Origin of the sequence: Pannonibacter sp. I15F10I1 (genome assembly GCF_900185665.1) — a bacterium.
GTDB lineage: Bacteria > Pseudomonadota > Alphaproteobacteria > Rhizobiales > Stappiaceae > Pannonibacter > Pannonibacter indicus.
In genome coordinates, this window is sequence record NZ_FYAN01000008.1 from 487,948 (window position 1) to 500,517 (window position 12,570).

Sequence of the window (12,570 nt, forward strand, 5' to 3'; positions counted from 1 at the left end):
CGTGGTTGGGATGGGGAGGGTGGGGACGCGGCCGGGCTGTTCTGTCGGGCTCCGGGACGTCCCGGAACGCTTCCGTATGCGGGTCTCAATTTCCGATGCTGGCCACGGTGGTGACGCGGGTATCGGAAATGCTGGTCCAGGCGGCTGCCGATGTCGTGGCCTGCCGCTTCACGTAGCGGTAGGGCGTCGAGTACCAGGGCAGCACGGCCTCGATCTGGTTGTCGAGGATCAGGTCGCCCTGATCCGTGCGGACCGTCAGGACCGCATGGCCTTCGTTGTTGATGTCCTTCACCACCGTGATCAGCAGCGCGCTTGCGGGCCAGCCGGCCTTCATCAGACGGCGCTGCTTTTCGATCACATACTCCTCGCAGTCGCCGACGCCATTGTCCGGAAAGGTCCAGTACTCGGGCACACCGAACTGTTCCATGTCCGTCACGGGACGGATTTCCCGATTGACGGTGGCATTGACCGAAAGCAGTTCCTCGAAGCGCTCTTCCGAGAGCTTCACGACAACTGGCTTGTCGGTGCGGGCCGCGCAGGCTGCGGGATGTTCCTTGCAGAAGACGAGATGTCCCTGCGGCGCTGCCGCAGCTCCGGCCATGGCCATATAGCGGCCGGGATTGGCGCTTGCTGCTGTGGCATAGATGGTTGCCGCAAAGGCAGCACATGCGATGATTGGCTTCCAGATCTTTATCTTCATGTCGTCGCCCTCCCCAAGGCTGACGACACCATTGCATCTGCAATTTTATTTGCGTCTAAGTCAGGTCATCGCTTTTTCCATGATGTTTATCTGAATTTGACTTGAGTTTTTTCTTTATTTTATTTGATTTTGATTTGAGTTTTATATTGATTTGAATAAAATTTTATGGATCTTGCGCAAGTCAATGATTTCAAACTGGATTTTCAGAAATCGGGCGGCTGGGGTTGAAGGCTGGCTCACCGGGAACCTGTCCGGAAGCCGTTTCCGCCTCGCGTGGGCGAGGAAAGAAAGCTGAAACCATACGGGGATTTTCTGTGTTGCCGGGCGTATTTGCCCTGCCGAATTCCTTCCCCGGGAGGCGGCCTCACTCTGCGGCAAGGCGGGGCATGAGCCTTGAGAGGAAGGAATGGTTGAGAGGCCTTGCGCACAAAAAAATCCCGGCTTTGGGCCGGGATCTCTTTGTGGTGTCATGCTGAAAGGCAATGCCGGTTTCCGGTGACTGCACCGGAAGGGCGATAGGGGCCACGCTGGCGCTATGCCGGCGGAGTGCTGCCGTCCTCCGGATCATCAGGCACCATATGCTGTTCAAGCAGGGCCTGATTCTGGATCACGGCAAATTCCAGGGCGATGCCTTCTTCCAGATGGCGGACAACACGCGCCCGCATCCGGCCGAGGGCGATCTCGGTGCCGATCGGCGGACGTGCCGGGCAGGAGAGCGCAGCGCCGGACAGTGATACGTCGATGATGCGGCAGGTATAGGCGGTGCCATCGGGCAGAACGATCCGGGTGATCGGGTTCTTCGGCACGAAACGCTCGTGGCGCCGGTCTTCCGGCAGGTTCAGCTCGTTGCGGTTGGCCAGCCAGGTCAGCACGCTGGCGATCTTGTCACGCTTGCGCGGCGTGTTGGCAAGCGCCACGGCAAAGCCGCCGTCGATCTCGCGTGTGATCGTTCCTTCCACCCGGCCGATATGGTCCAGATAGGCCACCACCTTTTCGCCAACACGTCCTGCCACAGGCGCAATGAGGGCCATGCCGCCGGGCGACATGTTGACGACCTGACAGGGATATTCCTGCCGGTTTTCCAGCATGAAGCGGCCGAGGACGTTCACCTTCACGCGCTGGTGACGGCGCCGGTCCGTGCCCTTGGCGGGCAGACCGGGCGCGGGCCTGGCAGCTTCTGCTGCTGTCATGGATCTTGTTTCCCTATCTTATGCGGGAGGAATCTTGTTCTCCACGGACACGATAGGCGGGGACTATTAACATTGCGTAAGATCAGCCCAAGACTTTTCAGATCTTGCCGCCGTCATAGACAGTCAGATGCCCGACCCGTCTCGTCCCTTCCATCGACGGCGCGGCAAGATGGGCCTGTCCGCCATTGATGATCTGCGGAACAGCCGTGCGGCGCGGGGCAGGGGTACCTGTCAGGAAGGACGGGCGCTCATCAGGCCAGATCAGCCGCAGGCTGGAGATGGACTGGTTCAAAATGGGATGCAGGCCCAGCCAGTAGGGGCGCTCGAAGCTGGCGCTGGCGCCAAGGATGCGGCTGCGGCCTTCGCCCGGCATGTGCAGGGGAAGCAGCAGCATTTCCATCTTCAGAACCTGATTGCGCTCGGTGTGTCCATCCACGCCGATAACCGCCGCCGCAGCATCTTCAGTGATGGCGGCCATGACGGAGGCGAGGGCTTCGCGGTCCTCATTTCCCCAGCCGCGCAGGAAATTGCGGCCTTTCAGCTCGCGGCAATGGGTGGAGCAAAGACGGGTTCCTGCGAGGCGGTAGCGGTAGGTGTCCTGATCGACGGCTTCCAGGATGAAGGTGTCGCCGAGCAGACCGCGAATCCGGCCCGGGTCGATCTCCGACCGGTTCGGGGCGGTGCGGGTGCCGCGCAGTTCGTCCCAATACTGATAAAGGGTACGGTTGACGCCATGCTTCATTTTGACCGGTCCTTCTGCCACTTGTGCGCCGCTGCGGCATGCGTGTCCTTATCTGGGACATTTCTCCGCGCCTGCGCTGGTTCTGCCGGTTACAGAGCATTTACTATGCCAAATGCGCCGGTGGGTGAAAAAATCACCGGGTTTCCTAAAGTTTGAACGGATTTTTAAGGTTACTCCAAGCTTGCGCTTGCTCCGGAAATTGCTTTGGCACAGGCTGATTGCAGCCAGGTGCAAGAGATCCGGACGGCCGGACCGGTCACACTGCGGCGCATTTATCCGGGCCTTGCGGCAGGTGCGGGGTCCGGAACAGGTTATGAGGCGCCCGTTGCCGGCAAGGCGGCGGGCGCCTTGTCTTTGTCTTGTCTTTCCGGGGCAGATCCTTAAGTGTCTGGACATGAACCGGGCATCCTCAATGTCCGCAAGTGAAACAGATGTCAGGATTGAACCGGTCAAAATGAACCAGCCCCAGCCGATTGGTCCCTCCAGTGGCCTGCCGCCGCAAGGCCCGCTCCCGCCAAGCCAGAAGGCCTTCAACATTCCTGCCGTGGTGGCCGTTCTGGCCGGTCTCATGCTGGTGGTCCACCTGATCCGCACGGAGTTTCTGAGCGCGGATGCCAATTACGAGATTCTGGTGCTGTTCGGCTTCTGGCCTGCCCGTTACAGCGCGGAGCTTTTCGGCGCGGGGCTCGTGCCGGGTGGTTATGCGGCGGACGCCTGGTCGTTTCTGACCTATGCCTTCCTTCATGGCAGCTGGGCGCATGTGGGCATGAACATGGCCTGGATGATTGCCTTTGCGCCGCCTTTGGCGGTCCGCCTCGGCACCGTCCGTTTTCTCGCCCTGAGCGCGGTGGCGGCCATCGCGGGCGTTCTGGTGCATCTGGCGCTGCATTTCGGCGAGGCTGTGCCGGTGATTGGGGCTTCTGCCGCCGTGTCCGGGCAGATGGCGGCGGTGTTCCGTTTCGCCTTTCAGCCGGGCGGGCCGATGGCCGGCGGCAACCGCAATGATCCGCGGGCCTATGAGCTGCCGGTTGCGCCCTTGCGCGATGCCCTGCTGAATGCCCGCGTCCGCAATCTCCTGATCCTGTGGTTCGGCATCAACCTGCTGTTCGGCGTGGCGGGCGGGGAGCTTCTCGGTGCCTCCGGGGATATCGCCTGGGAAGCGCATGTGGGCGGCTTTCTGGCGGGGTTTCTCCTGTTTCCCTATTTCGACCCTGTCCGGCGGTTTCGATAATGTGACGTGAAGTGAAGCTCTCCGCCCAATGCAGGATTTGCATCCTCTGCGCTTTTGGGGGCATGATGAACGTCAGGTTACCGCCGGGAGGAACTGGGAGGTAGCCGGTGCCACGTCAGCTATCGGGAGAGCAGCATGACAGTAGCTTCGATTCTCAATACCAAAGGCCGTGACGTGATCACGGCAAGTTCGTCGGCCACGGCCGGCGACATCTGCAAGCTTCTTGCGGAAAAGCGGATTGGCGCGGTGGTGATCACTGATGCGAAGCGGCACATCGAAGGCATCGTTTCGGAACGTGATATCGTGCGTGTCATCGGGGCGGAGGGGCCGGAAGCCCTGAACAAGCCGGTGACGGCCGTCATGACCCGCACCGTGATCAGCGCTTCGGAAGGCGATACGCTCAACAGCATCATGGCCCGGATGACATCCGGCCGCTTCCGCCACATGCCTGTGGTGTCCAGCGGCAAGCTGACCGGCCTCATCTCCATCGGCGACGTGGTCAAGCACCGCATCGCACAGGTGGAAGAGGAAGCCGAGCAGATGCGCAATTACATCGCCATGGCGTAAAGGCCTTGCGTGGCCCCGGCAGGCCTGCCGGGGCTGCGAGTGCCGGCAGGCTGTTTATCTGCCTGCAGGAAACAGGCGCGGATACTCGATCTTGGGGCAGCGGTTCATGATCACCGTCAGCCCGGCCGCTTCCGCCTTGGCGGCCGCTTCCGCGTGCTCGACGTCAAGCTGCATCCAGATCACCTTCGGAAGGCTGGCCAGCGCCAGCGCCTCGGTGACGATGCCTGGCACCGCATCGGACGCGCGGAAAATATCCACCATGTCCACCGGCACGGGAATGTCCGTGAGGCCGGCATAGACCGTGCGGCCCAGCAGCTCCTTGCCGGCGAGCCCCGGATTGACCGGATAGACCTCGTAGCCCTGATCAATCAGGAATTCCATCACGTGATGCACCGGCCGGTCCGCATTGGCGCTGGCGCCGATGATGGCGATGGTCTTCGTCTCTTCAAGGATCTGCCGGATCAGGCTGTCGGGATAGGCGGGCGTCATGGTCATTCTCCGGTCCATTCGGGTTTGCGCTTCTGCAGGAAGGCGTTGATGCCTTCTTCCGCGTCGCGGGCCATCATGTTCTCCACCATCACCGACGCGGCATAGTCATAGGCCTCGCCCAGCGGCATTTCGAGCTGGCGGTAGAAGGCCTCCTTGCCAATCTTCAGCGTCAGCGGCGACTTGGAGGCGATGACCTCGGCATATTTCTGCACGACCTGTTCCAGATAGTCGCCGGGAACTATGCGGTTAATGAGGCCGAAGGACTTGGCGGTGGAGGCATCGATGCTCTCCCCCGTCAGCAGCATCTCCATGGCCTGCTTGGGGCTGGCATTGCGGCTCACCGCCACCATGGGCGTGGAGCAGAACAGACCGATGTTGACGCCCGGCGTGCAGAAGGTGGCCGTGTCCGTGGCAATCGCCAGATCGCAGGAGGCGACAAGCTGGCAGCCGGCCGCCGTTGCAACGCCCGTCACCACCGCAATCACCGGCTTGGGCAGGCGCACGATCTGCTGCATCAGGTCCGAGCACTGGCGCATGATGGCTTCATAGGTGGCGCGGCCCCGGTCTGCCTCGGCGCGGGCCGCCGTCAGCTCTTTCAGGTCATGCCCGGCGCAGAACACCTTGCCCTCGGCCCCCAGCAGGATGACGCGCACCGCCGGGTCAATGGCCGCCAGCTCCAGCTCGGCGGACAGCGCGGTCATCATCGCCCGCGACAGGGCATTCATCTTCTCCGGCTGCTGCAGCACAAGGCGCAGCACGCCATTGTGCAGCAGCTTGCCGATCAGCGGGCGGGTTTCGGCTGCGGCGGTGTCTTCTGTCTTCTGCATTCTGCTTTCCCGGCATGGTCACGATGTGGCCGGAGCATACAGCAGCCGGGCCAGCGGGGAAGCAGGCAAAAGGGGCAGCCAGGTGGCGATGTGTCAGGGATGGGGCAGGGGGAAGCCGTAGCGGGCGCTGAGGGCTTTCAGGATTTCATCCTTGTCATTGATGAACTGCGGCGCGCCGCTTGGGTCCACCGGTTCGCTCGTCAGAACCAGCACCGGCAGGCTCTGGTTTTCAGCGCCGATCAGTTCCGCCACGTCTGCCCGCGGGCGCGGCCAGGCGATGCGGCGCACATCGAGTTTCTGTGCCAGATCAGGAAAGGAGGCGAGGATGCCCTCCATCAGGGCGCAGTGCCAGCAGTAGAACACGTCACCCGGATAGGCCGGGTCCGTGAAGCCGGGACGCAGCAGGAAGAGAATGTCCTTCATGAAAGCTCCTGTGCCTTGCCCGCAGCGGCAGGCGAGGGCCTCCATCATTTGGCCGATGCCCCTCCCGGTTGGCAAGGGCCGCGTTTCCGGCAAGAGTGACCTTGGAACGGGAAGGGGGACGCGATGCAGCCGGTGATGAGCGTGGACGAGGTGGAGGCGTTTCTGCGGGCCGAGTTTCCGCAGGTCTATCTGGACGGGCCGCTCTACGGGGTGGAGGAGATCGCGCCGGGGCTTGCTGCCCTGCGCTTCACCGCCAGCGAGCGGCACCTGCGGCCCGGCGGCACGGTGTCCGGCCCGGCGATGATGGCGCTGGCTGATCTTGCCGCCTATGTGGTGATCCTCGCCCATATCGGCCCGGTGGCGCTGGCGGTGACGACGAATCTCAACATCAACTTCCTGAGGAAGCCCGCGCCGGGCGATCTCATCGCCACCTGCCGGATTCTCAAGCTCGGCCAGCGGCTCGCCGTGGTGGATTGCGCCATCTGCGGGGACGGGGAGGGCGAAATGGCCGCTCACGCCACCGCCACCTACTCGATTCCGCCGCGCCGGCAGGGCTGAAACGGCAAGATTTATGCGGTATTCAGATACCGTTTTTGCAAGTCGTTGATTTGTATATGTAATTCTCGGCATGATGCAAATGTTTCGCCTTGACGGTTTGCTGGCGAACGCGTATCACCCTGCCCGAACACACGGTGTGCCGTGCGGGATCTCTGTCCTGCCAAGCCGCCGTTCTGGTTTCACCGACGATTCACGGATCAGACACATGAAGACCTTCTCTGCCAAGCCGGCTGAGGTCGAGAAAAAGTGGATCTTGATCGACGCTGAAGGCATGGTCGTAGGCCGTCTGGCTGCCTACATCGCCAGCCATCTGCGTGGCAAGCATCTGCCGACCTTTACTCCGCACGTTGACTGTGGCGACAACATCATTGTCGTCAACGCTGACAAGGTGGTGCTGACGGGCCGCAAGTACGAAAACAAGAAGTACTACTGGCACACCGGCCACCCGGGCGGCATCAAGGAGCGTACTGCACGCGCCATCATCGAAGGCCGTTTCCCCGAGCGCGTGCTCGAGAAGGCTGTCGAGCGCATGATGCCGGGCGGCCCGCTGTCCCGCCGCCAGCTCAAGAACCTCAAGGTTTACGCTGGCCCGACCCACCCGCATGAAGCTCAGACGCCGGTCACCGTCGACGTCAAGAGCCTCAACGAAAAGAACGCGAAGAGGGCTTGAGCATGGCTGAGCTGCAATCCCTGGACCAGCTGAAGGGCGCCGTTTCGGCAGCCGTCGAAGCTCCGGTTCATGTCCAGAAGCTGGACGCCCATGGCCGCGCCTATGCCACCGGCAAGCGCAAGGACGCGATTGCCCGCGTCTGGGTCAAGCCGGGCACCGGCAAGATCACCGTCAACGGCAAGGACTACACGGCATACTTCGCCCGTCCGGTCCTGCAGATGATCCTGCGTCAGCCGATCCTGCTGACCAACCGCGATGGCCAGTATGACATCGTTGCTACCGTCACCGGTGGCGGCCTGTCCGGCCAGGCCGGCGCTCTGCGTCATGGCATCTCCAAGGCCCTGACCCACTACGAGCCGGAACTGCGCGGCATCCTCAAGAAGGAAGGCTTCATCACCCGCGACAGCCGCGTGGTCGAGCGTAAGAAGTACGGCCGCGCCAAGGCCCGCCGTTCCTTCCAGTTCTCCAAGCGCTGATCCCTCAGCTGCTTGTCAGACACAAAAAGAACCCGCTGGTGCGAACCGGCGGGTTTTTTTGTTTGGGGGCATTTCCCCCGTTCGTCATGGCCGGGCTTGTCCCGGCCATCTGCAAGCCGTTGATTTGTAGAGGTCCTCGGCACAAGGCCGGGGATGATGATGGAGAAGCTGGACGTTTGAGAGAAGCCTGATCTGGTGTGAACGGCGGGGTTGCTGGTTTTCTTGGGGCGGTGCCTTTGTACCCCTTACAGCTTTTCCTGAAGCCCGGCGCCTGCAGGCTTCTGCCGCCTGTGCTGGTGGAACGTGACGGGAGCCGGGCGGAAAGGCTCAGGAAACGGACCAGACCCCGGCACAAGGCCGGGGCGGCGCGGAGAGCGGGCGGGCGCTGGGAAACTCATCTCACAGCCTGCGATTTGCACCCGTTATCACCGTCGCTACTACGTAACGAGACGCGGCGCGTTCGCCACGGCAAAGTGCCGGATGCCCCCATGTTGGGGACGCCTGCCCAAATCCCACCATCGCGCCGTCCCGGCCTTGTGCCGGGATCTGTTTGGGACGCACGGCCTCAACACGGCAGCATAGCGGCCTTAAGTCACCATGCTGGAGGGCAACGTGAGGAAGAATGGCGGCCAATGACGATACCGTAGGTGCCAATTATTTGCGTGGGGCATTGACTGCGGCATGACGCTCAAGTCATTTGAAGCTGAAAGGCGCGTCAGGTCGCGGATCGCAAGATCACCCTCACCGTCGGACGATTAGACGAAAAGCCCGCTGGTGCGAACCGGCGGGTTTTTTGTTCTTGGGGGAGGATGCGGAGCGGCGGCGAGTGCTCTCATCTGTTCTCTATGTCGCTCGAATATCGGGTCCCTCAAAAAATGAACTGCTCATATATATATAAGGTCTGCCCAATTTGTGCACTCTATCTATCTAAGAGATTGAAATTGAGAAAAAATTAAAATACTTATTGGGCTATGCTTTTAACTTTGCAATGATGTCTGGGCTGCGCGTTAATCATTATCTCTTCCGGAGCTGAGTGTCCGCGAATTGTCCATTTTTGTTCTCGATAAACGAGCTTTGAGGGGTCTGGTGTATATGCAACATAGAATATAGATTGCTTGACATGTTTTTTATTAATTTCATCAGTGTGATAATATGTTATCTCAATTTCATCTGTATAAATATGTGCGAATTGCTCGAGTATGTCTTTCGCTGAGGAGGTGAAAAAATCAAAATCATAAGCATCTGTGTACACCTCTACACTGGCTAGTGTGACTATATTGATTTTTCCGCGGTCATTTTTCTTTGGAGTCTTAGTTACTTTAGCGTTTCTTATTTCACAACCTGAGGGCGATTTTTCTTTTGATTTTTCACGAACATCAAGACCCTGCCATCCTGGTATTAGCCCCAACTTGTCATGCCGTTCTATGGTTTCGTCTTCCTTCAGGAGCCAGAACTCTTCTTCATCGTATGGTTCTTTTAGCATGGTTCCCATTGGGTGGGCGGCAAGTGTTACTATGACAGGTTGCCCGGACTTATCAGACTTATAGCGTCGGTAAAGATAGGTGATGTCATTCCAAGCGTACAATGAAACGTCCATCCCAACATCAAGCGCTATGGGAAGATCCCAAAGTCCGATCAGCTCGGCATCTGGTGGATACATTTTTCCGTATCTTCCGAATGAATTCCATTCATCAAGTGAGAATTCATGGATGTTTATGCTAATCTTGTCTAACTCATCAGGTTCTAGAAATGATTTGTTGAAATTGCGAGTTGCAGTCGCCCAAGGGCGAAGCTCGCTATATTCGTCGAGGAAAAACCCTATCCAGACTTGATCTGGAGATTTTAGACTTTCATATATGTATCTAGTTATAGTCTCAAGTTCTGAATTATTTACGCGACTGTTTATTTTTGTTTTGTAGTGAATGGTTCCATCTTCTGAATTTGTCGAAATATGCTCAAGTTGAGCATCGAAGGAAAATGATGGAAGCGAAAGGCCTAACAAGATAATTGCGAACATAGCGAATATGCGCATTTTATTCTCCTAAAAAGGAAATATTCATAAATTAATTTACTTTTCGTCTAGGGAGAATGTCAAGAAAAGTGGCCTAAGGCTGTCCTGAGATGGCAACCGCCAGACGTTCGGATCCCCCCTTCATCCCCACCCCTGCCACATAAGTCTCCACCACCGCCCGGTCATCGCCCAGCGTCTGCAGGATGAACAGCTCGTCCGCCAGGGAGCGGGCGGTTTCGGCGCGCAGGGCCATTTCGGGGGTGGCGGCGGGGTTGAGGATGATGATGTCGGCTTCCGTGCCGGGCTCCAGCGTGCCGATCCTGTCTGCGAGGGACAGGCTTTCGGCGTTGCCGCGGGTGGCCCAGTAGAAGGTCTCATAGGGGTGCAGGCGCTGGCGCTGGAGTTGCAGCACCTTGTAGCCTTCGTCCAGCGTGCGCAGCATGGAATAGGACGTGCCGCCGCCGATATCCGTGGCGATGGCGGTGCGCACGCCCGCGCTGTCCATGCGTGCCTTGTCGAACAGCCCGCTGCCGAGGAAGAGGTTTGACGTGGGGCAGAACACGGCGACCGAACCCGTCTCCCGCATCACGGAAAGCTCCCGGCCGTTCATGTGGATGCAGTGGCCGAGCAGGGTCTTGTGGCCCAGAAGGCCATAGCGCTCATAGATGGCGAGATAATCCGCATCCTGCGGGTAGAGCTCCAGCGTGTAGCTGATTTCGTTGAGGTTTTCGTTGATGTGGGTCTGCAGGTAGCAGTCCGGAAACTCGCGCAGGAGCGTGCCGGCCGCCTCCAGCTGTTCCGGCGTGGAGGTGATGGCAAAGCGCGGGGTGATGACGTAGAGCGCGCGGCCCCGCCCGTGCCATTTTTCCAAAAGCGCCCGGCTGTCGTCATAGGCGCTCTGGGCCGTGTCGCACAGGGCGGCGGGGGCGTTGCGGTCCATCATGGTTTTGCCGCCCAGCATGCGCATGCCGCGCCGCTCCGCCTCCTCGAAATAGGCCTCGACCGAATTGGGGTGGCTGGAGCAATAGGCCACCGCCGTGGTGGTGCCGTGGGCAATCAGCGTGTCGTAAAAGGTGCTGGCGATGCGCGCACCATGGGCCTTGTCCGCAAAGCGCTGTTCGGCGGGGAAAGTGTGGTCGTTCAGCCAGTCCAGCAACTGGTCCGCCCAGGAGGCGATCACCTGCGCCTGCGGGAAATGCAGATGCGTGTCGATGAAGCCCGGCAGGATCAGATGCGGGCGGTGGTCGGTGACGGGCGTTCCCTCCGGCGCCTTGGCGGCAACCTCTGCGTAGCCGCCTGCGGCGGTGATCAGCCCGTTCTCGATCAGGAGCCCGCCATCCTCATGCACCGCCAGCGCCCCCTCATCGCCCGCGCCCATGGGACGGCGCAGAAACGAAACGGTGCGGCCGCGCAGCAGCTTTGTGGGGGCGTGAGGCAAGGGTCTGATCTCCTGTGTGCGGGCAGATGGGCGGGGCAGCCGGGATTGGGCATCCAGCCGCCAAACCCTTCCCTTTTAATGAGGGGGAGGGGGCGGCACAAGGGCATGAGCGGTGCGCCTGAAAGCTGCCCGGCACACGAAGATATCTGGATGCCCCGCAAGGCCTCTTGTTTTCCCGGATGGCTCGGCTAGGGTCGCGGGCGCGGGGCAGGCGGCCCCGTGCGTCTGACTTTTCCGGAGTTCCCATGTCTTTCAAGCGTCCCCGTCCGACCGACAATGCGGTGTTCGGCAACAGCGTGACCGGCGGCTCGCATGAGCCCACGTATGGCGGCGTGCTGTCCTTCATGCGCCGGCGTTACAGCCGGGATCTCACGGGCGTGGATGCGGCGGTGCTGGGCATTCCCTTTGATGCCTCGGTGTCCAACCGTCCCGGCGCGCGCTTTGGCCCGCAGGGCGTGCGCCGCGCTTCGGCGATTTTTGATGGCGACCCGCAATATCCGTTCCACGCCGACCCATTCGAGGGGCTGGCCGTGGTGGATTACGGCGACTGCGCGTTCGATTATGGCCGCAACGCCGAGATTCCGGCCTGCATCGAGGCGCAGGCGCGCGAGATCCTGGATCAGGACGTGCATCTCTTCTCCATCGGCGGCGACCATTTCGTCACGCTGCCGCTGCTGCGGGCGCATGTGGCCAAACACGGGCCTCTGGCGCTAGTGCAGTTCGATGCCCATCAGGACACCTGGCCGGATGATGGCGGGCGCATCGACCACGGCACGATTACGGGCCGCGCCGTGCGCGAAGGGCTGATCGATCCGGACAAGTCGATCCAGATCGGCATCCGCACCCATGCGCCCGACACCTGCGGCCTTGAAATTCTCTATGGCGAAGAGGTCGAGCTGCTCGGCGTCAATGGCGTGGTGGAGATGATCCGCGACCGGGTGGGCGATGCCAAGGCCTACATGACCTTCGACATCGACTGCCTGGACCCGGCCTTTGCGCCCGGCACGGGCACGCCGGTGGCGGGCGGGCTGACCTCGCGCGAAGCGCTGATGATCCTGCGCCGCCTCGGGCCGCTCAATTTCGTTGGCGGCGACGTGGTGGAAGTGGCGCCGGCCTATGACCACGCCGACATCACCTCCATCGCCGGCGCCAGTGTGGCCCAGCATTACCTCGGGCTGCTGGCTGAAAAGAAGCGGCAGGGGTGAGGGGATGCCATGGCCTGGCGGCGGTTCGCGCCGGGACGGGGCG

Annotated in this window: 14 protein-coding genes; 6 read left to right on the forward strand and 8 right to left on the reverse strand. The window is 60.7% G+C overall.

Annotation, left to right across the window (positions count from 1 at the left end):
* Positions 1-85: 85 nt before the first annotated feature.
* The 3 genes from IF10I1_RS08140 to IF10I1_RS08150 all read right to left on the reverse strand — a co-directional run bounded on the left by IF10I1_RS08140 (position 86) and on the right by IF10I1_RS08150 (position 2,632).
* Positions 86-700, reverse strand: a complete 615-nt coding sequence (locus tag IF10I1_RS08140) for a transglutaminase-like cysteine peptidase (RefSeq protein WP_208977167.1) — start codon at positions 698-700, stop codon at positions 86-88.
* Positions 701-1,233: 533 nt separating this feature from the next.
* The gene (locus IF10I1_RS08145) at positions 1,234-1,890 is read right to left on the reverse strand and encodes a PilZ domain-containing protein (protein ID WP_058899546.1); all 657 of its coding nucleotides are present in this window, start codon (positions 1,888-1,890) and stop codon (positions 1,234-1,236) included.
* 97 nt (positions 1,891-1,987) lie between these two features.
* On the reverse strand, positions 1,988-2,632 hold the full coding sequence (locus IF10I1_RS08150) for a PAS domain-containing protein (protein WP_050472762.1): 645 nt from the start codon (positions 2,630-2,632) through the stop codon (positions 1,988-1,990).
* 454 nt (positions 2,633-3,086) lie between these two features.
* Here IF10I1_RS08150 and IF10I1_RS08155 point away from each other — a divergent pair, with 454 nt between their 5' ends.
* Together IF10I1_RS08155 and IF10I1_RS08160 are read left to right on the forward strand one after the other, a co-directional pair.
* Positions 3,087-3,863, forward strand: coding sequence for a rhomboid family intramembrane serine protease (locus tag IF10I1_RS08155; protein ID WP_208977166.1), 777 nt, complete (start codon positions 3,087-3,089; stop codon positions 3,861-3,863).
* Between the two features lie 135 nt (positions 3,864-3,998).
* Positions 3,999-4,430: a CBS domain-containing protein gene (locus tag IF10I1_RS08160; protein WP_186391896.1), complete on the forward strand. Its 432-nt coding sequence runs from the start codon at positions 3,999-4,001 to the stop codon at positions 4,428-4,430.
* Between the two features lie 54 nt (positions 4,431-4,484).
* Here the strand turns inward: IF10I1_RS08160 and IF10I1_RS08165 are convergent, their stop codons facing one another.
* The 3 genes from IF10I1_RS08165 to IF10I1_RS08175 all read right to left on the reverse strand — a co-directional run bounded on the left by IF10I1_RS08165 (position 4,485) and on the right by IF10I1_RS08175 (position 6,169).
* Positions 4,485-4,925 (reverse strand): CoA-binding protein, encoded by a 441-nt coding sequence (locus IF10I1_RS08165; RefSeq protein WP_186391895.1) that lies wholly within the window; start codon positions 4,923-4,925, stop codon positions 4,485-4,487.
* On the reverse strand, positions 4,922-5,746 hold the full coding sequence (locus tag IF10I1_RS08170; RefSeq protein ID WP_058899549.1) for an enoyl-CoA hydratase: 825 nt from the start codon (positions 5,744-5,746) through the stop codon (positions 4,922-4,924). Before IF10I1_RS08170 ends, IF10I1_RS08165 begins: the two co-directional genes overlap by 4 nt.
* 93 nt (positions 5,747-5,839) lie before the next feature.
* Positions 5,840-6,169, reverse strand: coding sequence for a DUF3088 domain-containing protein (locus IF10I1_RS08175; RefSeq protein ID WP_186391894.1), 330 nt, complete (start codon positions 6,167-6,169; stop codon positions 5,840-5,842).
* Positions 6,170-6,292: 123 nt separating this feature from the next.
* Between IF10I1_RS08175 and IF10I1_RS08180 the strand changes: the two genes are divergently transcribed.
* The 3 genes from IF10I1_RS08180 (at position 6,293) to rpsI (ending at position 7,873) form a co-directional block, all read left to right on the forward strand.
* Positions 6,293-6,727 carry a PaaI family thioesterase gene (locus IF10I1_RS08180; RefSeq protein ID WP_186391893.1) on the forward strand — a complete coding sequence of 145 codons (435 nt, stop codon included), beginning with the start codon at positions 6,293-6,295 and terminating at the stop codon, positions 6,725-6,727.
* Positions 6,728-6,932: 205 nt separating this feature from the next.
* Positions 6,933-7,397 carry a 50S ribosomal protein L13 gene (gene rplM / locus IF10I1_RS08185; RefSeq protein ID WP_019966501.1) on the forward strand — a complete coding sequence of 155 codons (465 nt, stop codon included), beginning with the start codon at positions 6,933-6,935 and terminating at the stop codon, positions 7,395-7,397.
* Between the two features lie 2 nt (positions 7,398-7,399).
* Positions 7,400-7,873 (forward strand): 30S ribosomal protein S9, encoded by a 474-nt coding sequence (rpsI, locus tag IF10I1_RS08190; RefSeq protein ID WP_019966502.1) that lies wholly within the window; start codon positions 7,400-7,402, stop codon positions 7,871-7,873.
* A 961-nt stretch (positions 7,874-8,834) separates the two neighbouring features.
* Here the strand turns inward: rpsI and IF10I1_RS08195 are convergent.
* Positions 8,835-9,905 (reverse strand): hypothetical protein, encoded by a 1,071-nt coding sequence (locus IF10I1_RS08195; RefSeq protein ID WP_186424435.1) that lies wholly within the window; start codon positions 9,903-9,905, stop codon positions 8,835-8,837.
* Between the two features lie 73 nt (positions 9,906-9,978).
* Entirely contained in the window at positions 9,979-11,322 is a 1,344-nt protein-coding gene (gene guaD / locus IF10I1_RS08200) for a guanine deaminase (RefSeq protein WP_256387609.1), read from the reverse strand.
* 245 nt (positions 11,323-11,567) lie between these two features.
* Here guaD and speB point away from each other — a divergent pair, with 245 nt between their 5' ends.
* Positions 11,568-12,527, forward strand: a complete 960-nt coding sequence (gene speB, locus IF10I1_RS08205) for an agmatinase (protein ID WP_050472771.1) — start codon at positions 11,568-11,570, stop codon at positions 12,525-12,527.
* Positions 12,528-12,570: the final 43 nt, after the last annotated feature.

Bases quoted from the DNA above. Each gene is read 5' to 3' on its own strand.
- IF10I1_RS08140 (WP_208977167.1), bottom strand. From the start codon at position 700: ATGAAGATAAAGATCTGGAAGCCAATCATCGCATGTGCTGCCTTTGCG.
- IF10I1_RS08145 (WP_058899546.1), bottom strand. From the start codon at position 1,890: ATGACAGCAGCAGAAGCTGCCAGGCCCGCGCCCGGTCTGCCCGCCAAG.
- IF10I1_RS08150 (WP_050472762.1), bottom strand. From the start codon at position 2,632: ATGAAGCATGGCGTCAACCGTACCCTTTATCAGTATTGGGACGAACTG.
- IF10I1_RS08155 (WP_208977166.1), top strand. From the start codon at position 3,087: ATGAACCAGCCCCAGCCGATTGGTCCCTCCAGTGGCCTGCCGCCGCAA.
- IF10I1_RS08160 (WP_186391896.1), top strand. From the start codon at position 3,999: ATGACAGTAGCTTCGATTCTCAATACCAAAGGCCGTGACGTGATCACG.
- IF10I1_RS08165 (WP_186391895.1), bottom strand. From the start codon at position 4,925: ATGACCATGACGCCCGCCTATCCCGACAGCCTGATCCGGCAGATCCTT.
- IF10I1_RS08170 (WP_058899549.1), bottom strand. From the start codon at position 5,746: ATGCAGAAGACAGAAGACACCGCCGCAGCCGAAACCCGCCCGCTGATC.
- IF10I1_RS08175 (WP_186391894.1), bottom strand. From the start codon at position 6,169: ATGAAGGACATTCTCTTCCTGCTGCGTCCCGGCTTCACGGACCCGGCC.
- IF10I1_RS08180 (WP_186391893.1), top strand. From the start codon at position 6,293: ATGCAGCCGGTGATGAGCGTGGACGAGGTGGAGGCGTTTCTGCGGGCC.
- rplM (WP_019966501.1), top strand. From the start codon at position 6,933: ATGAAGACCTTCTCTGCCAAGCCGGCTGAGGTCGAGAAAAAGTGGATC.
- rpsI (WP_019966502.1), top strand. From the start codon at position 7,400: ATGGCTGAGCTGCAATCCCTGGACCAGCTGAAGGGCGCCGTTTCGGCA.
- IF10I1_RS08195 (WP_186424435.1), bottom strand. From the start codon at position 9,905: ATGCGCATATTCGCTATGTTCGCAATTATCTTGTTAGGCCTTTCGCTT.
- speB (WP_050472771.1), top strand. From the start codon at position 11,568: ATGTCTTTCAAGCGTCCCCGTCCGACCGACAATGCGGTGTTCGGCAAC.